Annotated in this window: 21 protein-coding genes and 2 pseudogenes; 8 read left to right on the forward strand and 15 right to left on the reverse strand. The window is 61.2% G+C overall.

Annotation, left to right across the window (positions count from 1 at the left end; genetic code table 11):
• Window positions 1–67 precede the first annotated feature (67 nt).
• A complete protein-coding gene (locus CXK94_RS03440; RefSeq protein ID WP_102893275.1) occupies window positions 68–2,560 on the forward strand; it encodes a TonB-dependent siderophore receptor in 2,493 nt (830 codons plus the stop codon).
• Window positions 2,561–2,630: 70 nt separating this feature from the next.
• Window positions 2,631–3,812 (forward strand): PepSY-associated TM helix domain-containing protein, encoded by a 1,182-nt coding sequence (locus tag CXK94_RS03445; RefSeq protein WP_102893276.1) that lies wholly within the window; start codon window positions 2,631–2,633, stop codon window positions 3,810–3,812.
• 284 nt (window positions 3,813–4,096) lie between these two features.
• Here the strand turns inward: CXK94_RS03445 and CXK94_RS03450 are convergent, their stop codons facing one another.
• Genes CXK94_RS03450 through CXK94_RS03470 form a run of 5 tightly spaced genes read right to left on the reverse strand, consistent with a single transcriptional unit; the run spans window position 4,097 to window position 8,067 of the window.
• Window positions 4,097–4,732, reverse strand: a complete 636-nt coding sequence (locus CXK94_RS03450) for an SCO family protein (RefSeq protein ID WP_102893277.1) — start codon at window positions 4,730–4,732, stop codon at window positions 4,097–4,099.
• A 20-nt stretch (window positions 4,733–4,752) separates the two neighbouring features.
• Window positions 4,753–5,652, reverse strand: a complete 900-nt coding sequence (gene cyoE, locus CXK94_RS03455; RefSeq protein ID WP_037038187.1) for a heme o synthase — start codon at window positions 5,650–5,652, stop codon at window positions 4,753–4,755.
• Window positions 5,653–5,669: 17 nt separating this feature from the next.
• On the reverse strand, window positions 5,670–6,725 hold the full coding sequence (locus CXK94_RS03460) for a COX15/CtaA family protein (protein WP_102893278.1): 1,056 nt from the start codon (window positions 6,723–6,725) through the stop codon (window positions 5,670–5,672).
• A gap of 51 nt (window positions 6,726–6,776) precedes the next feature.
• Window positions 6,777–7,355, reverse strand: a complete 579-nt coding sequence (locus CXK94_RS03465; RefSeq protein ID WP_102893279.1) for a hypothetical protein — start codon at window positions 7,353–7,355, stop codon at window positions 6,777–6,779.
• On the reverse strand, window positions 7,330–8,067 hold the full coding sequence (locus CXK94_RS03470; protein ID WP_102893341.1) for an SURF1 family protein: 738 nt from the start codon (window positions 8,065–8,067) through the stop codon (window positions 7,330–7,332). The genes CXK94_RS03465 and CXK94_RS03470 overlap by 26 nt, the downstream gene beginning before the upstream one ends.
• A gap of 70 nt (window positions 8,068–8,137) precedes the next feature.
• Between CXK94_RS03470 and CXK94_RS03475 the strand changes: the two genes are divergently transcribed.
• Window positions 8,138–8,341, forward strand: coding sequence for a twin transmembrane helix small protein (locus CXK94_RS03475; protein WP_102893280.1), 204 nt, complete (start codon window positions 8,138–8,140; stop codon window positions 8,339–8,341).
• A gap of 93 nt (window positions 8,342–8,434) precedes the next feature.
• On the opposite strand, the gene CXK94_RS03480 is transcribed toward CXK94_RS03475, so the two are convergent.
• From CXK94_RS03480 to CXK94_RS03505, 6 genes and pseudogenes are all read right to left on the reverse strand, one after another.
• Window positions 8,435–9,328, reverse strand: a complete 894-nt coding sequence (locus CXK94_RS03480) for a cytochrome c oxidase subunit 3 (protein ID WP_037038193.1) — start codon at window positions 9,326–9,328, stop codon at window positions 8,435–8,437.
• Window positions 9,325–9,897: a cytochrome c oxidase assembly protein gene (locus tag CXK94_RS03485; protein ID WP_102893281.1), complete on the reverse strand. Its 573-nt coding sequence runs from the start codon at window positions 9,895–9,897 to the stop codon at window positions 9,325–9,327. Before CXK94_RS03485 ends, CXK94_RS03480 begins: the two co-directional genes overlap by 4 nt.
• A gap of 66 nt (window positions 9,898–9,963) precedes the next feature.
• Entirely contained in the window at window positions 9,964–11,592 is a 1,629-nt protein-coding gene (ctaD, locus tag CXK94_RS03490; RefSeq protein ID WP_102893282.1) for a cytochrome c oxidase subunit I, read from the reverse strand.
• Between the two features lie 14 nt (window positions 11,593–11,606).
• Window positions 11,607–12,740: a cytochrome c oxidase subunit II gene (gene coxB / locus CXK94_RS03495; protein WP_102893283.1), complete on the reverse strand. Its 1,134-nt coding sequence runs from the start codon at window positions 12,738–12,740 to the stop codon at window positions 11,607–11,609.
• A gap of 234 nt (window positions 12,741–12,974) precedes the next feature.
• A complete protein-coding gene (locus tag CXK94_RS03500) occupies window positions 12,975–13,262 on the reverse strand; it encodes a hypothetical protein (RefSeq protein WP_272888704.1) in 288 nt (95 codons plus the stop codon).
• A 308-nt stretch (window positions 13,263–13,570) separates the two neighbouring features.
• Window positions 13,571–14,410, reverse strand: a pseudogene (locus tag CXK94_RS03505) (PA0069 family radical SAM protein); the annotation flags it as partial.
• A gap of 38 nt (window positions 14,411–14,448) precedes the next feature.
• Here CXK94_RS03505 and CXK94_RS03510 point away from each other — a divergent pair.
• A complete protein-coding gene (locus CXK94_RS03510; RefSeq protein ID WP_102893285.1) occupies window positions 14,449–16,020 on the forward strand; it encodes a recombinase family protein in 1,572 nt (523 codons plus the stop codon).
• A gap of 236 nt (window positions 16,021–16,256) precedes the next feature.
• Entirely contained in the window at window positions 16,257–18,026 is a 1,770-nt protein-coding gene (locus CXK94_RS22205) for a coiled-coil domain-containing protein (protein WP_146032296.1), read from the forward strand.
• Between the two features lie 669 nt (window positions 18,027–18,695).
• Here CXK94_RS22205 and CXK94_RS03515 read toward each other — a convergent pair.
• Window positions 18,696–18,932: pseudogene (locus tag CXK94_RS03515) on the reverse strand (radical SAM protein); the annotation flags it as partial.
• Between the two features lie 321 nt (window positions 18,933–19,253).
• On the opposite strand from CXK94_RS03515, the gene CXK94_RS03520 reads away from it, so the two are divergent.
• A complete protein-coding gene (locus CXK94_RS03520; RefSeq protein ID WP_102893287.1) occupies window positions 19,254–20,324 on the forward strand; it encodes an acyltransferase family protein in 1,071 nt (356 codons plus the stop codon).
• Between the two features lie 227 nt (window positions 20,325–20,551).
• Here CXK94_RS03520 and CXK94_RS03525 read toward each other — a convergent pair whose 3' ends face one another.
• Window positions 20,552–20,833 carry a YheV family putative zinc ribbon protein gene (locus tag CXK94_RS03525; RefSeq protein ID WP_037038205.1) on the reverse strand — a complete coding sequence of 94 codons (282 nt, stop codon included), beginning with the start codon at window positions 20,831–20,833 and terminating at the stop codon, window positions 20,552–20,554.
• The gene (gene prlC / locus CXK94_RS03530) at window positions 20,830–22,881 is read right to left on the reverse strand and encodes an oligopeptidase A (protein WP_102893288.1); all 2,052 of its coding nucleotides are present in this window, start codon (window positions 22,879–22,881) and stop codon (window positions 20,830–20,832) included. Before prlC ends, CXK94_RS03525 begins: the two co-directional genes overlap by 4 nt.
• A 131-nt stretch (window positions 22,882–23,012) precedes the next feature.
• Here prlC and CXK94_RS03535 point away from each other — a divergent pair, with 131 nt between their 5' ends.
• On the forward strand, window positions 23,013–23,564 hold the full coding sequence (locus CXK94_RS03535; RefSeq protein WP_102893289.1) for a gamma carbonic anhydrase family protein: 552 nt from the start codon (window positions 23,013–23,015) through the stop codon (window positions 23,562–23,564).
• A 141-nt stretch (window positions 23,565–23,705) separates the two neighbouring features.
• A complete protein-coding gene (locus tag CXK94_RS03540; protein ID WP_102893290.1) occupies window positions 23,706–24,689 on the forward strand; it encodes a zinc-dependent alcohol dehydrogenase family protein in 984 nt (327 codons plus the stop codon).
• A 163-nt stretch (window positions 24,690–24,852) separates the two neighbouring features.
• Here CXK94_RS03540 and CXK94_RS03545 read toward each other — a convergent pair whose 3' ends face one another.
• Window positions 24,853–25,626, reverse strand: coding sequence for a MetQ/NlpA family ABC transporter substrate-binding protein (locus tag CXK94_RS03545; RefSeq protein ID WP_037044108.1), 774 nt, complete (start codon window positions 25,624–25,626; stop codon window positions 24,853–24,855).
• Between the last annotated feature and the right edge of the window lie 34 nt (window positions 25,627–25,660).

Here is a 25,660-nt window from a genome sequence, read left to right on the forward strand (position 1 = left end):
AGTTCCCCTTTTCCATTCTGATCGGGCATAGGCGCATAAGTCCCGCCAACACGGAAAAGGATTCATCATGCGTTCGACCTGTTTGCCGCTCCTTCCCAGCCGCTCGCACGCCCTGACCGGCGCGGTGCGTGCCGCCCTGCTGTGCCTGCCGCTGGGGGCTCTGGCGCCTGCGCTGGCGAGTGCCGCCGAGAATTCGGCGAGCCAGCAGGCGGTGCGCAGCTACGACATCCCGGCCGGCCCGCTGTCCAGCGCGCTGAGCCGCTTCGCCGGCGAGGCGGGCGTGCTGTTGTCGGTCGACGGCAGCCTGCTGCAGGGGCGCCAGTCGCGCGGCCTGCAGGGCCAGTACGGCGTCGAGGACGGTTTCGCGGCGCTGCTGCAGGGCAGCGGATTGCAGGCGGTACGCGACGGCCAGGGCAACTACTCGCTGGCCCCGCGCGTCGAGCAGGCCAGTGCCGTCGAACTCAAGCCGATGGTGGTCGAGGGCTTCGCCCTGGGCAACGCGCTGGGCGAGATGCAAGGCTACAACGCCACCCACAGCAGCGTGGCGACCAAGACCAGCATGCCGCTGGTGGAGACCTCGCAGACCGTCTCGGTGGTCACCCGCCAGCAGATCGAGGACCAGGGCTCGCGCTCCATCGCCCAGGCGGTGCGCTACACGCCGGGGCTGATGAGCACGCCCTACGGCGCGACCACCCGCTACGACTACGTCGCCATGCGCGGCATCACCGATGGCTCGGTGGACAACCTCTACCTCGACGGGCAGAAGCTGCTGGGCGACAGCGGCACCTACAGCAGCCTGCAGGTCGATCCGTACTTCATCGAGCGCATCGACATCCTCAAGGGCCCGTCCTCGGTGCTCTACGGCCGCAGCCTGCCCGGTGGCCTGGTGGCGATGACCAGCAAGAAGCCGCAGCAGGAGGCCCGCCGCCAGTTGCAGTTCTCCTACGGCAGCCACGACTACAAGCAGGCCGCGTTCGACTTCACCGGCCCGCTGGACGACGAGCGCATCGCCTACCGCCTGGTCGGCGTCGCCAAGGATGCCGACAACCAGGTCGATGGCATCGAGGAACAGCGCTATGCGCTGATGCCGTCGCTCTCCATCGACTTCAGCGCGGACACCCGCCTGACCCTGCAGGCCATGCTGCAGCACGATCCGGAGAGCGGCTACCACGGCGGGCTGCCGGCGGACGGCACGGTCACCTCGCACAACGGCCGACGCATCTCGCGCAGCTTCTTCGAGGGCGACGAGGACTACGAGAAGTTCGAGCGCGACCAGCAGATGATCGGCTACCAGCTCGAACACCGTTTCAACGATGTGGTTTCGGCGCGGCAGAACTTCCAGTACCTCGACTCGACCGTGGACTCCGGCCAGGTCTACCAGTATGGCTATGCGAGCGCGGACGAGCTGGTGCGCTACTTCACCGGTGCCGACGAGGCGTTGCACGCCTGGACGGTCGACAACCAGCTGCAATTCCTCTTCGATACCGGCGCGCTCAGCCACACCCTGGTGACCGGCCTCGACTACCAGCGACGCAAGGCCAAGGTCGACTACGACGCGGGTTCTGGTCTGCCTTCGATCAACCCCTACACCGGTGCCGTCGGCGCCGGCAGCCCGGTGTTCTACCATCAGTACGACGAGACCCGCGAGCTGGAGCAGACCGGCCTCTACGTGCAGGATCTGATCAGCCTCGGCAACTGGCGTTTCTCCCTGGGCATGCGCCAGGATTGGGTGGATGTGTCCTTCGACCATACCGAGGATGCGTACACTGGCGACCAGTCCGATAGCGCCAAGCTCGAGCAGTTCACCGGCCGCGTCGGTGTGCTCTATGCCTTCGACAACGGCCTGTCGCCCTACGCCAGCTACTCCGAGTCGTTCAACCCCAACGCCACCGCGGCCTACAACGAGGTGTCGCCGGGCGTCTACGACATCGCCCTGCTGGATGCCACCGAAGGCGAGCAGTACGAGGTGGGCCTGAAGTACCAGCCGCTCGGCACCGACGACCTCTACACCCTCTCCTGGTTCGACCTGAAGCAGTCCAACCTGGCGAACAAGGATTCCAACGAGAACTTCTACCGCGCGGTCGGCGAGCTCACCTCCAAGGGCGTGGAAGTCGAGGCCCGGCTGCGCCCGCTCGAGCAGGTCAACGTCATCGCCAGCTACACCTACATGGATGTCGAGTATTCCAAGGACTTCACCGGCGCGGCCGGGGTGAACAATCGCGGCAACCGGCCCAACGCGGTCGCGCGCAACATGGCCTCGCTGTGGGCCGACTACACCTTCGACCGGGGGCCGCTGGCCGGGCTGCAGGTCGGTGGCGGCGCGCGCTACTTCGGCAAGAGCTGGGCGGATGCGGAAAACACCCTGCATATCCCGTCCTACACGCTGTACGACGCCATGCTCGGTTACGACCTGTCGCGCGTGGGCCTCGCCGGCGTCGGCGTACGGTTGAACCTCAACAACCTCACCGACGAGAAGTACGTCGCCGCGTGCAACAGCCTGAGCCAGTGCTACTACGGCGAGGCGCGCAACGTCATGGCCACCGTGACCTACGACTTCTGATCATCGCCGAGCGGCCGCCGGCCCCAGCGGGTTGGCGGCTTTGTGCTTTCTGCAATACGGACGACTGACGATGCGTTCCATTCTCGTGCTCCTGCACCGCTATATCGGCCTGGCCACCGCCTTGTTCCTGTTCCTCGCCGGCATCACCGGCAGCATCCTGGCTTTCCACCACGAGCTGGACGAATGGCTCAACCCGGAGTTCTACCACACCGCCAGCCGTGGCCCGGTACTGGCGCCGGGCACGCTGGTGGAGCGCGTTGAGCGGGCCAATCCGCGCATGCAGGTCTGGTACATGGAGTTCCCCGACGATCCGGGGCATGCCGCGCTGATGGCGTTGGTGCCGCGCAACGATCCGGCCACCGGCAAGCCGTACGAGGAACGGCCGGTGGTGCATTACCTCGACACGGTGACCGGCGAGCCGGTGGGTACGCGCTACTGGGGCGAATGCTGCTTCTCGCGCAAGAACCTGGTGCCGTTCATCCTCGAGTTCCACTACAACCTGGCGCTACCGGGCAACTGGGGGCTGTGGCTGATGGGCATCGTGGCGATCGCCTGGGTGATCGACTGCTTCGTCTCGCTGGTACTGACCTTCCCGCGCGGGCGGCCGTTCTTCGGCAAATGGTGGACGGCCTGGAAGATCAAGCGCCAGCGCATGAACCACGACGTGCACCGGGCCGGCGGCTTGTGGCTGTGGCTGCTGCTCACACCGGTGGCGCTCAGCAGCGTGGCGATGAACCTGCCCGAGCAGGTGTTCAAGCCGCTGGTGTCGCTGGTATCGAAGGTGGAGCCGAGCGTCTACGAGGCCCGCGGGCGGCTGCCCGCCGAGCAACTGGGCACGACCGCCTACGACTTCCACCAGGCCTACGATTTCGCCCTGCAGCATGCCGCCGAGCTGGGCCTGAGCGAAGCGATCACCGAGCTGTACTACAGCTTCGAATACAACTTCTACGGTGCCGGCTTCGGCGAGCACGACAGCAACCAAGGCAATGCCTGGCTGTTCTTCCATGGCACCGACGGCCGTCTGCTCGGCCAGGAGATTCCCGGCCAGGGCACGCTGGGCCAGCGGTTCCATCTGCTGCAGCCGGCGATCCACGGCGGGCGCATCCTCGGCCTGCCGGGACGCATCCTGATCGCCGTGCTCGGCGTGGCGATCGCCGTGCTGTCGGTCACCGGTGTGGTGATCTGGTGGCGCAAGCTTGGCGCGCGGCGGCAGATGGCGGCACGACGCGCTATGGCGACAGAGGCGGGTTGAAGCATTTCTGGCAGGCCTGCATCGCCGCGAGGTCGCACCTCCCACAGGGTCCGCCGGCTTTTTGTGGGAGGGGGCGATGCTCTTGAGCTTTTTGGCAGGCCTGCGGCCTGCATCGCCGCGAGGTCGCGCCTCCCACAGGGTTCGGCGTGGGCTCGCTGCTTTTGTGGGCCGCGCCCGCTCCCGGCGGGCTTGCGGCATTCACCACATCCCTGTGAATTGCCCGCCCTCGAAATGATGCTTTTAAGCTTGAAGCTATCCTGCGGCCTTTGCCGTGGCGAGCGGGCTTACTGCGCCCGGCTGACCAGCGCGGGTAGTTGCTCGGCGAGTTTCTGCACCCTCAGCGGTGCGCGGATGAAGCCGTGCTGGTGGCCGTCCGGGCCGATGATGACCAGGTTGCCGCTGTGGTCGACGGTATAGTTTTTCTTGCTGGTATCGCCCGGAATGAAGGGAATGCCGACGCCGTTGGCCAGGCTCTGGATATCGTCCAGCGGGCCGGTGAGGCCCAGGAAACCGGCCTTGAAGTAGCCCAGGTACTGCTTCAACTGCTCCGGGGTGTCGCGGTTGGGGTCGACGCTGACCAGGATCGGCTGGATCTCGCCGCGCACGTCCTCGGGCAGCAGGCCCTTGAGCTGGCGCAGCTCGGCCAGCGTGGCCGGGCAGATGTCCGGGCAGAAGGTGTAGCCGAAGAACAGCAGCGTCCAGCGACCCTCCAGTTCGTCCATTCGCACCGGCACGCCGTCCTGGTCGGTCAGGCTCAGCGCCGGCAGCGGGCGGCTCTGCGGCAGCAGCACGATGCCGGCGTCCAGTAGCTGGGTGGGATCGAGCTGGCGCTCGCTGTTCAGCACCCTGGAAACCGTCAGCCCGATGACCAGCGCGACCAGCGCGACGAGGATGAAGACGGTTTTCTGGATGCGGGTCATGGGAATCCTTGTTCGGCGGCTCAGATATTGAGCAACAGATAATGATCAACCAGCAGCGCGATGAACAGCGCGAACAGGTACCAGATGCTGAATTTGAAGGTCTTGATTGCCGCATGTGGCCGGCTGTCGCGGTACAGCGCGATGGCCCAGTAGAGGAAGCGCGCACCCAGCAGCGCCGCGGCGGCGAGGTACAACGGGCCGCTCATGTGGATGGCGAAGGGCATGAAGCTGACCGCCAGCAGCACCGCGGTGTAGAGCAGGATGTGCACCTTGGTGTAGTGCACGCCGTGGGTCACCGGCAGCATCGGGATGTTCACCTTGGCGTATTCGGCCTTGCGGTGGATGGCCAGCGCCCAGAAGTGCGGCGGCGTCCAGGCGAAGATGATCAGCACCAGCAGCAACGGCTCGGCGCTGACCTGGCCGGTCACCGCGACCCAGCCGAGCAGCGGCGGCGCGGCGCCGGCCAGGCCGCCGATGACGATGTTCTGTGGTGTGGCGCGCTTGAGAAAGCCGGTGTAGATCACCGCATAGCCGATCAGCGAGGCCAGCGTCAGCCAGGCGGCCAGCGCATTGGTGAAGGCCAGCAGCAGGGCCAGCCCGGCGACGCCGAGGACGAAGGCGAAGGTCAGCGCCGCGGCCGGCGAGACGCGGCCCTCGGCCAGCGGCCGCTTGTGGGTGCGCGCCATCACCGCGTCGATCTGCCGGTCCACCACATGGTTCACCGCCGCGGCGGCGCCGGCGCACAGGGCGATGCCCAGGTTGCCGAACAGCAGCACCGTCCACGGCACGCCGGCGCGGGTGGCGAGGAACATGCCCACCAGCGAGGTGATGAGCATCAGCAGCACCACCTTCGGTTTGGTCAGCTCCAGGTAGTCGCGCCAGCTGGCCTGGGCGCTGCGTTCGCTGAGTAGAGTCGCCATGGGGTTTCTCCTCGTGGTCATGCGCGGGGCAGATCGAGCCGACCCGTCGTGTTCGAAATCGATACGGCTTCGGCATGCGCGGGCGCCTGGGCGGGCTGGCGCAGCCGGTAATTGACCAGCACCAGCACCAGCAGCAGCGCGGCACCGCCGCCGTTGTGCGCCACCGCCACCGCCAGCGGCAGATTGAACAGCACGTTGCTGATGCCCAGGCCAATCTGCAGCGCCAGCGTGGCCAGCAGCAGCGCGGCCAGCCGGCCCAGGCCCTGGCGCCAGAGCATGCCGCCGAGCAGCAGTGCCACCAGCGCCACCAGCAGCGCACCGATACGGTGGCTGACGTGGATCGCGGTACGCGCCTCGCCATAGAGCAGGCCGCCGAGGTAGTTGGGGCCGATGTCGTGGTGGGTCAGGTCGAAGGCGTTGGCGAAATCCATCTGCGGCCACCATTGGCCGTGGCAGGTGGGGAAGTCGGTGCAGGCCACCGCGGCGTAGTTGCTGCTGACCCAGCCGCCAAGGGTGACCTGGCCGATCACCAGCAGCAGGGCGAAGCCGGCGAAGGCGCGCAAGCGCCCGGACACCGCCGGCAGCGGCGCGAATGCGCCGGACAGCCGCAGGCACAGCAGGAACAGCAAACTTAGAGTTGTGAAGCCACCAAGCAGGTGCGCGGTGACCACCTGCGGCCAGAGCTGCAGGGTCACGGTCCACATTCCGAACGCCGCCTGGGCGATCACCACGGCGAGCAGCGCCAGCGGCAGCTTCAGCGGTTGCCCAGGCCGCCCGCGACGGCGCATGGCCTGCACCGCCAGCGCGAGGATCACCAGGCCCAGGGTGCCGGCGAAGTAGCGGTGAATCATTTCGTTCCAGCCCTTGCGCACCTCCAGCGGCGCTTCGGGAAAGCGCAGGGCGGCGAGGCCCTGCTGCTGCTCGCTCATCGGCACGCTGAGGAAACCGTAGCAACCGGGCCAGTCCGGGCAGCCGAGGCCGGCATGGGTCAGCCGGGTATAGGCGCCGAGCAGCACCACCACCGCAGCCAGCAGGGTGGCGATCAGGGCGAGGCGGTATCCGGGTCTGGCCATCGGGTTCTCCTTGTGCGCCTCGTTGGGACTGCAGCGAGGCGGCCGTATGCGTCAGCCGATCTGCGAGATCTTCAGCAGGTATTTCAGGTCGTCGAGAATCGCCTTGCCGTCGGTGCCGGCGTCGTAGCGCAGCACCAGGTTGCCGTGCGGGTCGACGATCCACAGCTGCGGCGCGGCCGGCGCCTCGGGGTTGCGGGAATAAACCGCGGCATCCAGCGCATGGCGCTGCAGCTGCGGGTACTCGCGGCGCAGGCGCTGTTCGTAGTCCGGCTCGAGCGGCGTGGCGCTGGCCAGCGCGTGGCTGGCACGGGCGGCTTCGCGGGCCAGGCCGATATTGATCTGGCGGGCCAGGTAGACCAGTTGCCGGCAGGCTTCGTCGCAGCCCTGCGGGGCGGTGACCAGCAGTTCCCAGCGCGGCGCGCCAGGCGACGTGCCCACGCCGATGGCGCTGCGGTCCTGGCCGTCGGCGATCAGCACGCCGTCGTAGCTGCGGCTTTCCGGCACCCAGAAGCCGAAGCGGTACATCGCCGTGGCCAGCAGCATCGGCCCGAGCACCACGGCGACGATCAGCAGCAGCTGCAGCCGCCCGTGTCCACGCTTCGGCTCAGGGCCGGCAAGGATCGGATTCATCGTTTCCACTGTGCTTCCCTCGTGCCTGATGCACGCCGAAATAGATGAACAGCGCCAGCAGCGCCGCCGCCAGGGCGAACCACTGCACGGCATAGCCCAGGTGCTGCGCCGGGCTCATGCTGGTGACCGGCCAGTCGGCGCGATAGGCGCCCGGCCCGGGCTCCAGGCGCAACTCGTGGATCACCCCGTCGCGGCCGAGCAGCTTCCACAGCGCCTCGACGTCGACATGGTTGATCAGCCGCGGCCAGCCCTCGGCCATGCGATGGCTGAAGACGAAGGGCTTGCCCGGCGGCACGTAGACCCAGGCAGCCAGCTTCAACGGTTGCGTCGGCGTATCGAATGCCGGCGGCACGCGGCGGTCCGGCCAGGGAATCCAGCCGCGGTTGACCATCACCCAGCGGCCGCTGGGATCGTCATGGAAGGGCTGCAGTAGTTCGACGCCGACCTGGCCGTCGCGGGTGCGGCTGTCGAGCAGGAAGCTGTGCGCGGCATCGAAGCGGCCCTGCAGATGGACACGGGCATAGGCCGGATCGGCGACCGTCCCGATCTGTTCCGGCGCCAGCGGTGCGGCCTGCTGGCGGGCTTCCTGGCGCTCCAGCAGGTCGCGCTTCTGCTCGCTGCGTTCCAGCTGCCAGATGCCCAGCCAGAGCAGCCCCGGCAGCAGGGCCAGCACCAGCAGGGTAGGCAGCAGCCCCGGCCTGAAACCGTTCATGGCCGGCACCGCTGGATGTCGATATGGCTGGCTATACTCCACCCCCATTACCCCTGTCGTGGACCCGCTCATGCTCAAGGCGGCGATCGTTCTGTTGTTAGTGGCCACGCTGGTCAGTCTGTTCAGTGGATTGTTCTTCCTGGTCAAGGACGAGGGGCGAACCTCCCGGGTCGTCATGGCCCTGTTCATCCGTGTCAGCCTCAGCGCGCTGACCGTCGCGCTGATCGGCTGGGGCTTCTGGTCCGGCCAACTGCGGCCGGCGTTCGGTTTCTAGGATTCGTTCCCGTTTCGATGCGACTCGTCTCCAAGCAGGCCTGGAGGGTGGCGGGCATGAACTCGGCGTTCCCGCCCGCTCCTGTAAAAGGTTTCAGAGCACGTAGACGAAGATGAACAGCGCGATCCACACCGCATCGACGAAGTGCCAGTACCAGGCGGCCGCCTCGAAGCCGAAGTGATGTTCCGGGCTGAAATGCCCGCGCAGGATGCGCACCAGCATCACCGTGAGGATGATCGCGCCCATGGTCACGTGGGCGCCGTGAAAGCCGGTGAGCATGAAGAAGGTCGCGCCGTAGATGCCCGAGCCCAGCGTCAACCCGAGTTCGGTATAGGCGTGCACGTATTCCTCGATCTGGAAGGCGAGGAAGGCCACGCCGAGCAGCACGGTCAGCGCCAGGCCCAGTTTGAGCTGCTGGCGGTTGTTCTTGCGCAGCGCATGGTGGGCCCAGGTCAGGGTGAAGCTGGAACTGACCAGCAGCACGGTATTGAGCAGCGGCAGGCCCCAGGCGCTGATGGTGCCCTCCGGCGCCGGGTAGAGCTTGGGATCGGGCGTGTTCAGCAGCGGCCAGCTGTACTCGAAGCCCGGCCAGAGCATGTTGCTGATGCCCTTGTCGCCTTCACCGCCGAGCCAGGGGCCGGTCCAGTAGCGGATGTAGAACAGCGCGCCGAAGAAGGCGGCGAAGAACATCACCTCGGAGAAGATGAACCAGCTCATGCCCCAGCGGAACGAGCGGTCCATCTGCGCGCTGTAGAGCCCCGCGCGGCTCTCCTTCACCACCGCGCCGAACCAGCCGAACATCATGTAGGCGATCAGCAGGGCGCCGACGAAGAAGATCAGCGGCCCGCTGGATTCGGCGCGGTCGGCCTTGAGGTCGTTGAACCAGGTGCCGAGGCCGAAGACGGTGACCAGCAGGGCGACGGTGGCGATGATCGGCCACTTGCTCTGGGCCGGGACGTAGTACTGCTCGTGGGTCTGGGTGCTCATTGCAGACTCTCCTTGGCCGCGCCCGGCGCCAGGGCGGCGACCGGTGGCTGGCGGGACGTGATGTCGAACAGCGTGTAGGCGAGGGTCAGATGGCGCACGTCGGCGGGCAGGTCGCGGTCGACAATGAAGCGCACCGGCATCTCGATGCGTTCGCCCGGTTGCAGCACCTGCTGGGTGAAGCAGAAGCATTCGGTCTTGTGGAAATAGGCCGCCGCCTTGGATGGCGAGACGCTCGGGATCGCCTGGGCGGTCATCGGCTTGTCGGTCGGGTTGTAGGCGACGAAGCGGATTTCCGTGCTGGCGCCGGGATGCACGCTGAGCTGGTCGGCCAGCGGGCCGAATTCCCAGACCATGCCGGCGGCGTTGGTAGCGAGGAACTGCACGCGCACCTCGCGCGCGGCGTCGGCACTCTGCGTGCCCTCATAGGCGCCGGCGGTCTTGCCGTTGATGCCGAAGGCCTGGCACATGACGTCGTAGATCGGCACCAGGGCGAAGCCGAAGGCGAACATCGCCACCACCACGAACAGCAGGCGGCGGACCAGGCGGGCGGTGGACATTTCAGCGCTCATGGGAACGGCCTCGGCGACCGTAGGGCGGGTTGCAACCCGCCGATTCGGCGTTGAATCCGACTCCGTCTAGCCATGCTTCGGGCCCATCCGGTGTTCATGCAGCTGGTGCATGTCCGGCGGCGTCTGGAAGGTGTGGTAGGGCGCCGGCGACGGCACGCTCCACTCCAGCCCCTCGGCGCCGTCCCAGGGCTTGGCCGGTGCGGCCGGGCCGCCGCGGATGCACTTGATGACGATGAACAGGAACAGCAGCTGGGTGGCGCCGAACATGAAGGCGCCGACGCTGGAGACCATGTTGAAGTTGGCGAACATCATGTTGTAGTCGGGGATGCGCCGCGGCATGCCGGCCAGGCCGACGAAGTGCATGGGGAAGAACGCCAGGTTCATGCCGACGAAGCTCATCCAGAAATGCAGCCTGGCCAGGGTCTCGTCGTACATGTGCCCGGTCCACTTCGGCAGCCAGTAGTAGGCCGAGGCGAAGATGCCGAAGATCGCCCCCGGCACCAGCACGTAGTGGAAATGCGCCACCACGAAATAGGTGTCGTGGTACTGGAAGTCCGCCGGGGCGATGGCCAGCATCAGTCCGGAGAAGCCGCCGATGGTGAAGAGGATGACGAAGGCCACGGCGAACAGCATCGGCGCCTCGAAGCTCAGCGAGCCGCGCCACATGGTCGACACCCAGTTGAACACCTTCACCCCGGTCGGCACGGCGATCAGCATGGTGGCGTACATGAAGAACAGCTCGCCGGTCACCGGGATGCCGACGGTGAACATGTGGTGCGACCAGACGATGAACGAGAGGAAGGCGATCGCGCCGGTGGCATAGACCATCGAGGTGTAGCCGAACAGCGGCTTGCGGCTGAAGGCCGGGATGATCGAGCTGACCGCGCCGAACGCCGGCAGGATCATGATGTACACCTCGGGGTGGCCGAAGAACCAGAACACGTGCTGGAACAGCACCGGGTCGCCGCCGCCGGCGGCGCTGAAGAAGCTGGTGCCGAAGTGGATGTCCATCAGCATCATGGTCACCACCCCGGCCAGCACCGGCATCACCGCGATCAGCAGGAACGCGGTGATCAGCCAGGTCCAGACGAATAGCGGCATCTTCATCAGTGTCATACCCGGCGCGCGCAGGTTGAGCACCGTGGCGATGACGTTGATCGCGCCCATGATCGAGCTGATGCCCATCAGGTGGATGGCGAAGATGAAGAAGGTCACCGACTCCGGCGCGTAGGTGGTCGACAGCGGCGCATAGAAGGTCCAGCCGAAGTTCGGCCCGCCGCCCTCCATGAACAGCGTCGAGACCAGCAGGGTGAAGGCGGCCGGCAGCAGCCAGAAGCTGAAGTTGTTCATCCGCGGCAGGGCCATGTCCGGCGCGCCGATCATCAGCGGGATCATCCAGTTGGCCAGGCCGACGAAGGCCGGCATCACCGCGCCGAAGACCATGATCAGGCCGTGCATGGTGGTCATCTGGTTGAAGAATTCCGGCTGCACGATCTGCAGCCCCGGCTGGAACAGCTCGGCGCGGATCACCATCGCCATCGAGCCGCCGAGCAGGAAGGCGCAGAAGCTGAACCACAGGTACATCGAGCCGATGTCCTTGTGGTTGGTGGTCAGCAGCCAGCGGGACAGCCCCTTGGCCGGGCCGTGGTGGAGGTCATGCCCGGCATGACCATGATCGTCGATCACTGCACTCATCGCCGCCACTCCTCTTATTGACTGGCTTCTTCGGCCTGTTTGAAGTCGAGCACGTCTTTCGGCGTGACCATGTCGCCGGTCTTGTTGCTCCAGGCGTTGCGTTCGTAGGTGATCACCGCGGCCAGGTCGACCTCCGACAGCTGCTTGCCGAAGGCCGCCATGGCGGTGCCCGGCTTGCCGTTGACGACGATATTGATGTGCGCTTCGGCGTCGCCGGTGGCGATGGGCGAACCCTTGAGCGCCGGGAACATCGGCGGGATACCCTCGCCGCCGGCCTGGTGGCAGGAGGCACAGGTGGTCTGGTAGATCTTCTCGCCGCGCTCGGCGAGTTCCTCGCGGGTCCATTCCTTGCTGGTCAGCTCGGCGAGCTTGGCCGCCTCGGCCTTCTTCTCGCCGAGCCAGGCGGTGTAGTCCTCCGCAGACTTCACCTCCACCACCACCGGCATGAAGCCGTGGTCCTTGCCGCACAACTCGGTGCACTGGCCGCGGTAGAGGCCGGGCTCTTCGACACGGGTCCAGGATTCGTTGATGAAGCCGGGGATGGCATCCTTCTTCACCGCCAGTTCCGGCACCCACCAGGAGTGGATCACGTCCGCCGCGGTGATCAGGAAGCGCACCTTGGCGCCGGCCGGAATCACCAGCGGCTGGTCGACCTCCAGCAGGTAGTGCTCGCCCTTGGGCGCCTGGTTGTTGATCTGCTCGCGTGGCGTGGTGAGGTTGCTGAAGAACTCGACGTCCTCGCCCAGGTACTTGTAGTGCCACTTCCACTGGTAGCCGGTGATCTGCACGTCGACGTCGGACTCGCTGGAATCGTAGATGTGGATCAGCGTGCGGGTCGCCGGCACCGCCATGCCGATCAGGATCAGCAGCGGAATGACGGTCCAGAGCACCTCGACCTTGGTGTTTTCGTGGAAATTCGCCGAGTGCCGGCGCTTGGAACGGTGGTGCGCGACCATGGACCAGATCATCACGCCGAATACCAGCACGCCGATGACCACGCAGATCCAGAAGATCGTCATGTGCAGATCGAACACCGATCGGCTGACGTCGGTTGCGCCGGAGCGCATGTTCACGTCCCAGGCCGCCTGGGCCTGGCCGAATAATGCCAATAGCCCAAGCCCCATCCAGATACGTGGATGTCGAGACATTGCGGGTTCCCCTTATGATTCTTGTTATCCCGCCGACTGCCATCGAAACCGCCGAGAATCGGCTGGCCGGGGACTCTTTCCCCGCTGTGCCCGCTACGTTCTCGATCGGTCCGATTCTGTCCGGCGTGGCCACCGAATGCCTCGGTCGCCGCGCCTTCGCCTGCACGCGCAGTCGGAACTTCAATCAGGTACGCCTACGATTCGGAGTATAGACAGCGATCACGCACTGGCAATTCAGCGGCCGGGTGCGTCTGGACCGGGCGCTGCATCGTTCTTCTTCACGCCGCGCAGGTTCATCAGCGCCAGGCAAACCTGCAGGGCGATCAGCGCCCAGGCCCCGGCATACCAGCCCCAGATCACCCAGAGCAGGTTGCTCAACAGGAAACAGCAGAAGCCGACGAAGCGCCGCCCCGGGCGCAACGAGCCGATCAGCCAGGCGGCGATCACCGTGACCACCATGGCTGGCCATTGCAGCAGGTCGATCCAGTCCACATTGCCTCCGCGGGAAACGCGAGAAGCCATGCCGGCCGGCTCGCGGGAATACAGCGATTGGTGCCTTTCGCGTGGGCGATAGTTCCTTCGCGCCTGGGCGCTGCATGCCGGTCGGAAGTTTGAAAGCATCGCCCCGAGGTCACGCTTTTGTAGGAGCCCGCTTGCGGGCGATAGCCGCACCGGATCGCCCGCAAGGACTCGGCGTCCCCCGGGCTCCTACAGGGTTGCCATTCCGGGGGGGCCGTTCGTTGCGCCTCGCTCGGCAAGCTACAGACGTAGGGTGGAAAACCGCGAAGCGTTTTCCACGCGGTTCTCGAAGCCGAAGGTAAAACGCGCCTTCAGAGCAGATTCAACTGCTGCCCCGGCGGAGCGAAAAGGCTGCAGTCCAGCCCCTGGTTCTGCTCGCGGCGGTTGTAGCCCAGGCGCTTGCAGGCCAGCTGGAAGCGCTGCGCCAGTAACTGGGCGAACTGGCCCTCGCCGCGCATGCGGCTGCCGAAGCGGCTGTCGTAGACCTTGCCGCCACGTGACTGGCGGATCAGGCTCATGACGTGGGCGGCGCGCTGCGGGAAATGTTCCTCGAGCCAGGCCTCGAACAGCGTGGCGATCTCGTGGGGCAGGCGCAGCAGCACGTAGCCGGCCGAGCGCGCGCCGGCTTCGCGCGCGGCCTCGAGCAGGCGCTCCAGCTCCATGTCGTTGATCATCGGGATCATCGGCGCGCACATCACGCTGACCGGTACGCCGGCCTCGTGCAGCGTGCGCAGCACCCGCAGCCGCGCCGTTGGCGAGGCCGTGCGCGGCTCCATGATGCGCTTGAGCTCGTCGTCCAGCGTGGTCAGGCTGACCGCGACGCTGACCAGCCGCTGCTCGGCCAGCGGCACCAGCAGGTCGAGGTCGCGCAGCACCAGCGAGCCCTTGGTGATCAGGTGCACCGGATGGCGGAAGCGCAGGAGGATCTCCAGCGCCTGGCGGGTCAGCCGTTGCTCGCGCTCCAGCGGCTGGTAAGCATCGGTGTTGATGCCCAGGGCGATCGGCTGCGGCACGTAGCCGGGCCTGCTCAACTCGGCCTCCAGGCGTTCGGCGAGGTTGGTCTTGGCGATCAGCCGGGTCTCGAAATCGATGCCGGGCGAAAGGTCCCAGTAGGCATGGCTGGGCCGCGCGAAGCAGTAGATGCAGACGTGCTATGTTAAAGGTTCCATAGCCTTGATCTGCTCAAAAAATGACCAAAAAGTGCTTTCCATACGTTCGCTTTTCATCTACACGGCAAGAAGATGGAAGCACCAGAGAGCGTCAAAACGCCCTTATAGACGCCTTCGTGTCCAAATACGGTCTGACGGTAGATAGGGCATTAGAAGACCCAGCAACGTCCGCATATCGTGGTTTAAACGCATCAAAAGATGGGGTGCTTGGTGGCTTCCTTGAACAAGTCAGGAAGGGGGAAATTGAGAAAGGTTCTTATTTGTTGATTGAGAACTTTGATCGACTTTCACGGGATAAGATAGTTCGAAGCAATAAGATCTTTACTGATCTTTTGTTTGCTGGCATCAAAGTCGTGATACTTGATAAAAACAAGATTTATGATGCTGATAATCTTGATTTCGGAGATTGGATTACGGCACTTGTAGAGTTTGAACGAGCAAATAAAGAAAGCGAAAGAAAAAGTGATTTGATTAGCAAGGCTTGGAATATCAATCGCAATAAAATGCGAGACGGTGAAATCGTAACTAAAAAAGCTCCAAGTTGGTTAAGTGTCGAGGATGGTGTTTTTCTCGTAGATTTAGATAAGGTTAATAGGATAGAACAACTATTCAAGTTATCGCTTAAATATGGCCTATTAGAAGCAACCAAACAATACAATCAATTATATGTTGATAAGTTGGCACCTCATCAAGTGCAATATCTATTGGGAAATAGAAAGTTAATAGGTGAGCATCAACCTAAGAAATTGCATTGGGAAGATGGTGGTAAAAGAAGGCTTAAAGATGAAGGCAAAGCGATTCCAAATTATTATCCAGTAGTTATAGAACCAACTCTATTCTTTAAGGTTCAAGAGATAATAAACGACAGGAAGCCATTCACCGGAAACTATAATAAGCAACAATACAACATATTTAGGGGCTTAATTTACTGCCGTTGGTGCGGTGGTACTATCCGGTATATGAACAAGGGAGAAAGGGACTATTTCATATGTACCAATTCAATGGGCCATAAATGTGTAGTTCCAGGTCAACAGTCAATTAGAGGGAAAAAATTATTTTCTTTGTTCTTTCAGTTCACATACAGACTGAACATTCAATCATTGATTGAAGAAAATAAGGACTACTCAAACATAAAGAATGAGATGCTAGCGGTTGAGAACAAGAAGAATAAACTTCAATCCAGCATTGATGATTTTAAATCCAGATTAAAGAAAATGGTTATTGATAACCAATCAATTCCCAATACCTTATATGAAGTATTACAAGAACTTGAAAATGATTTCAGTGCTTTACATGAATCTTCAAAGTTATTAGAAGAGAAGTATAACCAAGCAACCCAATCCTATAATGCTCTGCTTGAAGTTGAACACATAGATATTGAATCCATTATCTATGACAGGTCAGAAGAAGCCATTGAAAAAAGAGTTGCGTACAACCTAACATTGAAATCAATTTTTAAAGGCATAGCGATAGATTGGTTGAGCGATATGCTTGTACTTGAATTTAAAGACGGCACAGTTAGATATTTAGCCGAAGGTCAAAGAGTTCCAACAGACATTCCAAGCGATATTGATTTACCAGATTTGGAATAGTTTGCTATACATTTGGTCGAATAATTAGCCGGCTAATTCAGTCGGCTTTTTTATGCCCTCTTGAAAACATTATAATATATGTTAACTTGTAATTAACTAAAACTTTAAGTTTTATCAACCAGTTGTTTAACTCCCCACACTTTGCTACGCAAAGACGCTACGCTTGAGGGAAGTTAACTGGTTCCTTGTCGGAAGGACAGAAGCAAAAGCAGAACTAACAATTAACAAGAGGACTTATGAATGTAAAAAATACTACTATGATTTGGAAACGTATGAACTACTCAGGTCAGCAGACCAGAGTAAATAAAACCGCTGGCCTTGCTCAATTAAGAAGTTCACTTTCTCACAGTTTAAGAACTGTTAAGAAAGGAGAACTTGAATTCAATGAACAGTTGTCTAAACACAATAGAATAGTTTATCAAGGCAAAATAATTGCCCTTGATAGTTTATCTATTGATGAAAGGAAGGCCATCGTAAATGATATAGTTAGTTCTGTTTCTGCTGATGTAAATGCACATCAAGACATAACTAAGTTTAAAAATGACCGCTCCAAATATGTCAGTAAATTAAAGACACTGGTTAAAAAGGATAATGAACCAGATGAGTTAAAAAGACTTATTCAGTCGGTTCTTGATGAGAGTGGAGCGATTGATTTATCTATCGTAAATACACTTGATGAAATGAGTTTAAAGCGTGTTAACGATAAGAAATCAGCACTAACCAATTACATTGAACTACATAACAAGATAGTCAATTCTGCTGATGATTTAGCACATAAGAAGAAGACAGTTATCCAAGAATCGTTCTTTAAGTTTCCTTCACGCAATAATATAAGTGAAGTTAAACCAGAGGACTACCTTAAAATCATACATTCGTTTCATCGTCAGTATTTGCCAGACTATGAAATAAAGGCGTGTGTCTTTCACGGTGATGAAGTATTAAGTAAAGACGATATGAAAAATGGCGTGCATCCTCATATTTTTATCAGTGGAAAGAATAGCAAGACTGGCCAATATGATTTAGTCAATGCTCAATTGCAAGTTGTTAATCAGCATCTAAAAAACACAAACAGACCAGAATTAAAGAATGATTCTTTCCAGTCTGCACAAAAGATTGGAGAAGCATATCAAGAACTTGTTTATCAATTCGTTAACAAGAAACTAAAAGAATATGGCTATTTAATAGAAGCAGCAGTTAGCGAAAAGACTATTGAGCATAAGCAAAAGATAGCGAACATAAAGAAAGAACAGAATAAAGCCAAGGTATCCAGAAGTTATAATTTACTTAATCATACACTTGATGAGATTAGTAAGGCTGAGGCAGAAAAGAAGAAACTTGAAATTGAAAACAAGCGTAAAGCCGAAGAATTAGAGTTAAAGAAGAAACAATTCAACTCAGTTATTAAGCGAATGAATGAACGCAACGACCAGTTCAAGAAACTTGAGGCGGATATAAATATAAATAATGGAATCCTAGCCAATACCAATAAAGAGATTGTTAAGCAATCCAAAATTAAAGATGACTTGGTTGAATCAAATAAATCATTACATGATGAGCAGAATAGGCTCAAATCATTAATTAAGAAAGAGAATAAAGAACTTGATGTTCTTAGAAGTAGAATCGCATCAGAACAAAAAGAACTTAGTTTTCAAATAGAACAGAACGACAAACTTAATCAATCTAATAAATCGTTGCTTAAGCAGATTCAAGAGAATGAAATCAAGAGACAAAAGGTTGAAGATTACGACCTAAAATTAAACTTGCTTTCGTTTAACATTCACGACCGTAGAAAAATTGAATCCAGTTTAAAAGAGTTCAATAAGGCAAATTACGCACTATTAAAAGAGATGAGCCCAAAAGAACGCGACGAATTTTTAATGGGTCAGCAAGAACGATTTAAAAGAGAATCTATTGATACTGTTGTCGATACATCTTTAAGTACAACCCAGAAGGTTGGGCTTTTCTTTAATGATGTAAAACGAAGAATAATTAAACCCGGTAGTTGATTTGACTTTAGTTATAATTATAGTAGTATATAAAAAGGTGAAGCCCTAATGCGATTAACATTAAGGCTTCGGGTTGAATACTGATGTCGGCAGATTCAACATATTTAAGTTATATCATATTCTAACAACTTGTCAAATATAAAACCTGCCGAAATATCCATATCCTAATAATAAATTTCAGTGTTTAACTCTCTTGCAATGTAGGAAATTCAAGCGATTGTTTCGTTGCATAGAGCCAAGTAAGCACCCTGCTTTGAAATAACATCAGCAGGTAAAACGGGGATACTGCAAATGCTTACGACCTACCAGCCATATAGTGATATATGTTGAACAAGGTGCAGTTAAGGTGTTGATATAGCCGACATAGTGTTCAAAGTTTAGAATGAGTATCACATATCTAAACCCCGAGCTATTAAAGTTCAGGTAAGGCTCCAACTGATTTAGTTTATTAAGTCAGGAAGACCAGCTTTGCCCGAGCTTTGACTGAAAGGAAAAGCAAAAGGCAAGGCTGGAATTAAGAGCTTTAAAAACACTATCTATATATATATTACTATCTACACACGCATACGCACACACACGCATAAGCCTACCCCCCTTTCCCTTATTTTATTCAGCCTTATAAAACTGGTTGAAAATCACTCAATTCAAGATGGAACCTATCGCAGAACACACCCAGCCGTGCTCGCAGCCGCGATAGGGATTGACCGAACGATCGAAGCCGACGTCCGGCGACTGGTTGCGGGTGATCACCGTCTTCGCCGTCTCGCGGCGCACCTCGGTGGCGCGGGTCGGCGGCACGTCCTGCTGCCAGCCGTCGTCGTAGGCTTCGCTGCGCGTCGGCGCGAAGCGGTTGTCGGGGTTGATCGCGGTGCCGCGGCCGCGGGGCGTCGAGCGAAGGTGGGTCATCTCAGGCTCATCGAATACTGTTTATATATACAGTAATCGGCTTGCAACATCGACGCCAGACATCCCGATCGACGGTACGGACGACCATCCGTCGCCTGGCCGGGGAACATTTGCGCGCTGCCTCGGACAAAAAGGTCTGATCGGGTCGAGCCGGGCACCTAGCCGCCTGGCGATTCCCACCACGGAGCCCGCCGAAAATCGAAACAGGGAAGGCCGCACGCCGTCAGGGCGCCCGGCCCGGCAGTACCGGCAATGCGACGCCGTCGGGCGTGCACTCCAGACTTTCCAACCCGCTGCCGTCATATGTCAGGAGCAGAGCCCATGCACACCACCGGTTCCTTCCATACGCGGGAGAATAATTTCGACTTCCTGCGCTTCTTCGCTGCCGCGCTGGTGCTGTTCGCCCACAGCTACCCGCTGGTCGGGCGCCGCGAGGACGAGCCGCTGACCGTGCTCACCGGCTACGAGAAGGGTGGCTCGATCGCCGTCGGCATCTTCTTCGTCATGAGCGGCTACCTGATCGCCTCGTCCTGGCTGGCCAGCAGCAGCCCGAAGAGCTTCCTGCTCAAGCGCGCACTGCGCATCTTCCCGGCGCTGATCGTCGCGGTGCTGCTCTCGGCATTCGTCATCGGGCCGCTGGTCACGCAATTCGATCTCGCACGCTACCTGGCGGCCGACGGCACCTGGACCTACCTGCAGAACATCCTGCTGGTGACGCGTTACGAGCTGCCCGGCGTATTCACCGGCAACGTCTACCCCGACGTGGTCAACGGCTCGCTGTGGACGCTGCCGCTGGAAGTGCTGATGTACATCGGCGTGATGATCCTGGGGCTGACCGGCTTTCTCAGGCGCCGGCTGATCTTCCTGCCCATCGCCGTGCTGGCGCTCGGGCACTTCTGGCTGCTCGGCAAGCTCGGCATCGAGTCCTATTTCATCAAGAACATCTGCAAGCTCGGCCTGCTCTACTACAGCGGCTCGGCGCTGTTCCTCTACCGCGACGCCATCCCCTGGCGCGGCTGGATCGCGGCGCTGCTGTTCGCCGCGCTGGTGGCGACCTTCCGCACCGACATCGGCCCGCTGGTGTACTTCGTCGCGCTGCCGTACCTGGTGCTCTATCTGGCCTATGCGCCGCTGCCCTGGGCATCGCGCTTCGGCAAGTACGGTGATTTCTCCTACGGCCTGTACATCTACGCTTTCCCCTTCCAGCAGCTCACCGTCTACCTGTTCGGCCCGCAGGTCGGCGTGCTCGGCCTGACGCTGATCGCCTTCGTGCCGACGCTGACCCTCGCCGCGCTGTCCTGGCACCTGATCGAGGCGCCGGCGATGAAGCTCAAGCGGCTGTTCGCCTCCGCGCCGCGGCCGGGGCGGGCGACGCCGAAGGTGGAAGGCTGAAAGGCCGATTGGCCCAAGTAGCCAGAAGCTTAAAAGCATCGCCCCGAGGGCGGGCCTCCCACAAAAGCGGTATGTGCACACCGAACCTGTGGGAGGCGCGACCTCGCGGCGATGCAGGCCGCAGGCCTGCCCAATTCTCGACGGCAAGCGCCTTCAACCGAGGCGGCGGACCTGCAGATTCCGGTAGCCGGCCGCCGGGTCGCCACAGGTCAGGTGAAGCATGGCGGTTATTCGGGTTTCTTCTTCAGCTTGGGATTGGGGAAGAACTGCACCGACTGCACCTGCGGGTTGGCCGGCTTGGGTTGTGCCTTGTTGACCCGCGTGCCGAGTTCGGTCGGCACCGACTGGCCCTGGGCGTTGAGTATGTCGGCATAGCCGCAGACCACGCATTCGCGGTGCGGCACGCCGTCGACGTCCCACATCTTGATGCAGTCGCTGGCGCCGCACGCCGGGCACACGGCCCCGGCGATGAAGCGCTTGGTGGTGACTCGGGATACTTCGTCGTTCATGCCGCGGCCTCCGCTACCAGCCCGAGGTGGCGCAGCAGGGCGTCGATGGACGGCTCGCGGCCTCGGAAATCGACGAACAGTACCATCGGTTCCTGCGAGCCGCCACGCGCCAGGATGGCCTCGCGGAAGGCGCGGCCGGTCTCGGAATTGAACACCCCTTCCTCCTCGAAGCGCGAGAAGGCATCGGACGACAGCACCTCGGCCCATTTGTAGCTGTAGTAACCGGCTGCGTAACCGCCGGCGAAGATGTGCGCGAAGCTGTTGGGGAAGCGGTTGTAGGCCGGCGGACGCATCACCGAGACCTCGTCGCGGATGTGTTCGAGCACCTCGAGCACGCTGCGACCGTCGCCGTGGGTGGCGTGCAGTTCGAAGTCGAACAGGGAGAACTCCAGTTGGCGCGCCATCATCATGCCGGACTGGAAGTTCTTCGCCGCCAGCATCATGTCCAGCTTGTCCTGCGGCAGGCGTTCGCCGGTCTGGTAGTGGCCGGAGATCAGCGCCAGGCCCTCGGGGTCCCAGCACCAGTTCTCCATGAACTGGCTGGGCAGCTCCACCGCATCCCAGGCCACGCCGTTGATGCCCGAGGCGCCGGCGTGCTCGACCTGGGTCAGCAGGTGGTGCAGGCCGTGGCCGAATTCGTGGAACAGCGTGGTGACCTCGTCATGGGTCAACAGCGCCGGGCGCTCGCCCACCGGCGGGGTGAAGTTGCAGACCAGGTTGGCCACCGGCGTCTGCAGCGTGCCGGCGGCGGTGCGGCGCTTGTCGCGGGCGCCGTCCATCCAGGCGCCGCCGCGCTTGTTCGGCCGCGCGTAGAGGTCGAAGAAGAAGCGCCCGACATGCTCGCCGTGCTCGGTGATCTCGAACAGGCGCACATCCGGATGCCAGCCGTCGAAGCCTTCCAGCTCGTGGATCTCGATGCCGTACAGGCGCTGGACGATGCTGAACAGCCCGGAGAGCACCTTGTCGATGGGGAAGTAGGCGCGCAGCTCCTCCTGGTTGAGGCTGTAGCGCTGCTGGCGCAGCTTCTCGGCGTAGTAGCCGAGGTCCCAGCTCTGCAGGTCGGTCAGGCCCTGTTCGGCGGCGAAGGCGCGCAGCTCGGCCAGGTCGCGCTCGGCGAACGGCTTGCTGCGCAGCGCCAGGTCGCGCAGGAAGTTCAGCACCTGCTCGGTGGACTCGGCCATCTTGGTCGCCAGCGACAGCTCGGCGAAGTTGCCGTAGCCCAGCAGGCCGGCCAGCTCGTGGCGCAGTTCGAGGATTTCTTCCATCACCGGGCCGTTGTCGAACTGGCCGGCGTTCGGTCCCTGGTCCGAGGCGCGGGTGGAATAGGCGGCATAGACCTCCTCGCGCAGCGCGCGGTCGTCGGCGTAGGTCATGACCGCGTAGTAGCTGGGGAATTCCAGGGTGATCAGCCAGCCGCCGAGGCCCTTGGCCTTGGCCGCCTCGGCCATCTGCGCCCTGGCCGAATCGGTGATCCCGGCCAGCAGGCTCTCGTCGGTGATGTGCCGGGTCCAGGCCTGGGTGGCGTCCAGCAGCTGGTTGGAGAACTTGCTGCCCAGCTCGGCGAGCTTCATCTGGATGGCGCCGAAGCGCTGCTGCTCGACCGGCGGCAGGTCGATACCGGACAGGCGGAAGTCGCGCAGCGCATGTTCGAGGATGGTCTGCTGCGCCACCTCGAAACCGGCCGCCTGCGGGCTTTCGGCCAGCGCCTGGTAGGCCTCGAACAGCGCACGGTTCTGACCCAGCTCGGTCCAGTAGGCCGACAGCTTGGGCAGGCAGGCCTCGTAGGCGCTGCGCAGTTCCGGGCTGTTGCACACCGAGTTGAGGTGGCCAACCGGGCTCCAGGCACGGCCGAGGCGCTCGTTCAGCTCGTCCAGGCCGACCACCAGGGTCTGCCAGTCGAGGCTTTCGGCCGGGCGGCTGAGCAGTTCGGCAATGGCCACGCGGTTGTCGCCGAGAATGCTGTCGATGGCCGGCTCGACGTGTTCCGGACGGATCGCGGTATAGGGCGGCAGGTCGAATTCTTGCAGCAGGGGGTTGTTCGCGCTCACGGTGCACCTTGTGACGAAGAGGGTTGAAACTCAGACCACGGCGGCCGGACGATGCTCCGGCCAATCTGTAGCGGCATTGGCGACCATCTTAATTACAATCGACCCTTCCCGCAGCCAAAGAGGTTTCTATCGTGGCGATTCGCAGCTACCACAACTCCACTCCCTTGCTGGGCGAGCGCGCGTTCGTCGACGACTCCGCCGTGGTCATCGGCGATGTGGAAATCGGCACGGACAGCTCGGTCTGGCCGCTGACGGTGATCCGCGGCGACATGCACCGCATCCGCATCGGCGCGCGCTCGAGCATCCAGGACGGCAGCGTGCTGCACATCACCCACGCCGGCCCGTACAACCCGGACGGCTTCCCGCTGACCATCGGCGACGAGGTCACCGTCGGCCACAAGGTCACCCTGCACGGTTGCACCCTGGGCAACCGCATCCTGGTGGGCATGGGCTCGATCGTGATGGACGGCGTGGTGGTCGAGGACGAGGTGATCATCGGCGCCGGCAGCCTGGTGCCGCCGGGCAAGACCCTGGAATCGGGCTACCTCTACGTCGGTAGCCCGGTGAAACAGGCCCGGCCGCTGACCGACAAGGAGCGCAGCTTCTTCAGCTACACCGCCGGCAACTACGTGAAGCTGAAGAACCTGCACCTGGCCGAGGGCACGGGTACGCCTTCGGCCTGAATAGGAGGCAACCCGTAGGGTGGAAAACTGCAAAGCATTTTCCACCGCCGATACCGCCTGACAGAACAACGGCGGATAAGCTTCGCGTTATTCGCCCTGCATGGCTAACCTGCCATCACACAGGACGAAAGGAGCGCGTCGATGCGTGCCATGTTGCTGGAACAGCCCGGTCAACCCTTGCAGATGCGCGAACTGCCCGACCCGCAACCCGGCCCGGGCGAGCTGCGTGTGCGGGTGCTGGCCTGCGGCGTATGCCGCACCGATTTGCACGTGGTCGACGGCGAGTTGCCAGCGGCACCGCTGCCGATCATTCCCGGTCACGAGATCGTCGGTCGCGTCGATGCGCTGGGCGAGGGGGTGAGCGGCTTCGAGCTGGGCCAGCGGGTGGGCATTCCTTGGCTCGGGCATACCTGCGGGGTGTGCAGCTACTGCCAGCACGCCGAGGAGAACCTCTGCGACGCGCCGCAATTCACCGGCTACACACGGCCCGGCGGCTATGCCGAACGGGTGGTCGCCGATGCGCGTTTCGCCTTCGCCCTGGGCGAGGAGGGTGACGACGTGGCCTTGGCACCGCTGCTCTGCGCCGGGCTGATCGGCTGGCGTTCGCTGGTCAAGGCCGGCACCGGCAAGCGGCTGGGGCTCTACGGCTTCGGCGCCGCGGCGCATATCGTCATGCAGGTGGCGCGCTGGCAGGGGCGCGACGTCTACGCCTTCAGCCGTCCCGGCGACGTTGCCGCGCAGGACTTCGCCCGCTCGCTGGGCGCGACCTGGGCCGGCGATTCGACGCAGCCACCGCCGGTGCCGCTGGATGCGGCGATCATCTACGCGCCGGCCGGCGAGCTGGTGCCGGCGGCCCTGCGTGCGGTGCGCAAGGGCGGCCGGGTGGTCTGCGCCGGCATCCACATGAGCGACATCCCGAGCTTTCCCTACGACATCCTCTGGCAGGAGCGCGAAGTGGTCTCGGTGGCCAACCTGACGCGCCAGGATGGCCTGGATTTCTTCCCGATCGCGGCGAAGGTCGGTATTCGTACCGAGACCCATGTCTACCCGTTGCAGCAGGCCAACCGGGCGCTGGACGACCTGCGCCACGGACGCTTCCAGGGTGCCGCGGTGCTGGTGCCGTGAAAAACCGAAACCCCGCACGGGGCGGGGTTTCGAGTAGGCTGGCTGGGGCCGCGTAGATTGGGTTGAGCGAAGTCCAACGGCCGATGCCTCAGGCAACACCTCGGCGCGAGTTGGGCTTCGGCGCTGCGCGCCTCAACCGTAACCTACGGTACGCCCCCGACGGTCAGAATGCCGGGACCACGGCGCCCTGGTACTTCTCTTCGATGAACTGGCGCACTTCTTCGCTGTGCAGGGCAGCGGCCAGTTTCTGCATGGCGTCGCTGTCCTTGTTATCCGGACGGGCGACCAGGATGTTGACGTAGGGCGAGTCGCTGCCTTCGATCACCAGCGCGTCCTGGGTCGGGTTGAGCTTGGCCTCCAGCGCGTAGTTGGTGTTGATCAGCGCCAGGTCGACCTGGGTCAGCACGCGCGGCAGGGTGGCCGCCTCGAGTTCACGGATCTTGATGCGCTTGGGATTCTCGGCGATGTCCTTCGGCGTGGCGGTGATGCCGGCGCCTTCCTTGAGGCCGATCACGCCGGCCTTGTCCAGCAGCAGCAGGGCGCGGCCGCCGTTGGTGGCGTCGTTGGGGATGACCACGGTGGCGCCGTTGGGCAGCTCGTCCAGCGACTTGACCTTGCTCGAGTAGGCGCCGAAGGGTTCGATGTGCACGCCGGCGACGCTGACCAGCTCGGTGCCCTTGCCCTTGTTGAACTCGTCCAGGTACGGCTGGTGCTGGAAGAAGTTGGCGTCCAGGCGCTTCTCGGCGACCTGGATGTTCGGCTGCACGTAGTCGGTGAAGACCTTGACGTTCAGCGTCACGCCCTGCTCGGCCAGTTGCGGCTTGACGAACTCCAGCAGCTCGGCATGCGGCACGGCGGTGGCGGCGACGGTCAGGGTTTCGGCGGCCTGGGCGGAAAACGCCGCGACGGTGGCCAGGGCGGCAATCAGTTTCTTCATCGTTCGGTTCCTTCGTAGGTAGATCGGGGTGCGA

Source organism: Stutzerimonas stutzeri, assembly GCF_002890915.1.
Taxonomy (GTDB): domain Bacteria; phylum Pseudomonadota; class Gammaproteobacteria; order Pseudomonadales; family Pseudomonadaceae; genus Stutzerimonas; species Stutzerimonas stutzeri_AF.

Excerpts from the sequence above, each read along its gene's own strand:
- CXK94_RS03440 (WP_102893275.1), top strand. The coding sequence starts at position 68 with ATGCGTTCGACCTGTTTGCCGCTCCTTCCCAGCCGCTCGCACGCCCTG.
- CXK94_RS03445 (WP_102893276.1), top strand. The coding sequence starts at position 2,631 with ATGCGTTCCATTCTCGTGCTCCTGCACCGCTATATCGGCCTGGCCACC.
- CXK94_RS03450 (WP_102893277.1), bottom strand. The coding sequence starts at position 4,732 with ATGACCCGCATCCAGAAAACCGTCTTCATCCTCGTCGCGCTGGTCGCG.
- cyoE (WP_037038187.1), bottom strand. The coding sequence starts at position 5,652 with ATGGCGACTCTACTCAGCGAACGCAGCGCCCAGGCCAGCTGGCGCGAC.
- CXK94_RS03460 (WP_102893278.1), bottom strand. The coding sequence starts at position 6,725 with ATGGCCAGACCCGGATACCGCCTCGCCCTGATCGCCACCCTGCTGGCT.
- CXK94_RS03465 (WP_102893279.1), bottom strand. The coding sequence starts at position 7,355 with ATGAATCCGATCCTTGCCGGCCCTGAGCCGAAGCGTGGACACGGGCGG.
- CXK94_RS03470 (WP_102893341.1), bottom strand. The coding sequence starts at position 8,067 with ATGAACGGTTTCAGGCCGGGGCTGCTGCCTACCCTGCTGGTGCTGGCC.
- CXK94_RS03475 (WP_102893280.1), top strand. The coding sequence starts at position 8,138 with ATGCTCAAGGCGGCGATCGTTCTGTTGTTAGTGGCCACGCTGGTCAGT.
- CXK94_RS03480 (WP_037038193.1), bottom strand. The coding sequence starts at position 9,328 with ATGAGCACCCAGACCCACGAGCAGTACTACGTCCCGGCCCAGAGCAAG.
- CXK94_RS03485 (WP_102893281.1), bottom strand. The coding sequence starts at position 9,897 with ATGAGCGCTGAAATGTCCACCGCCCGCCTGGTCCGCCGCCTGCTGTTC.
- ctaD (WP_102893282.1), bottom strand. The coding sequence starts at position 11,592 with ATGAGTGCAGTGATCGACGATCATGGTCATGCCGGGCATGACCTCCAC.
- coxB (WP_102893283.1), bottom strand. The coding sequence starts at position 12,740 with ATGTCTCGACATCCACGTATCTGGATGGGGCTTGGGCTATTGGCATTA.
- CXK94_RS03500 (WP_272888704.1), bottom strand. The coding sequence starts at position 13,262 with ATGGCTTCTCGCGTTTCCCGCGGAGGCAATGTGGACTGGATCGACCTG.
- CXK94_RS03510 (WP_102893285.1), top strand. The coding sequence starts at position 14,449 with ATGACCAAAAAGTGCTTTCCATACGTTCGCTTTTCATCTACACGGCAA.
- CXK94_RS22205 (WP_146032296.1), top strand. The coding sequence starts at position 16,257 with ATGAATGTAAAAAATACTACTATGATTTGGAAACGTATGAACTACTCA.
- CXK94_RS03520 (WP_102893287.1), top strand. The coding sequence starts at position 19,254 with ATGCACACCACCGGTTCCTTCCATACGCGGGAGAATAATTTCGACTTC.
- CXK94_RS03525 (WP_037038205.1), bottom strand. The coding sequence starts at position 20,833 with ATGAACGACGAAGTATCCCGAGTCACCACCAAGCGCTTCATCGCCGGG.
- CXK94_RS03540 (WP_102893290.1), top strand. The coding sequence starts at position 23,706 with ATGCGTGCCATGTTGCTGGAACAGCCCGGTCAACCCTTGCAGATGCGC.
- CXK94_RS03545 (WP_037044108.1), bottom strand. The coding sequence starts at position 25,626 with ATGAAGAAACTGATTGCCGCCCTGGCCACCGTCGCGGCGTTTTCCGCC.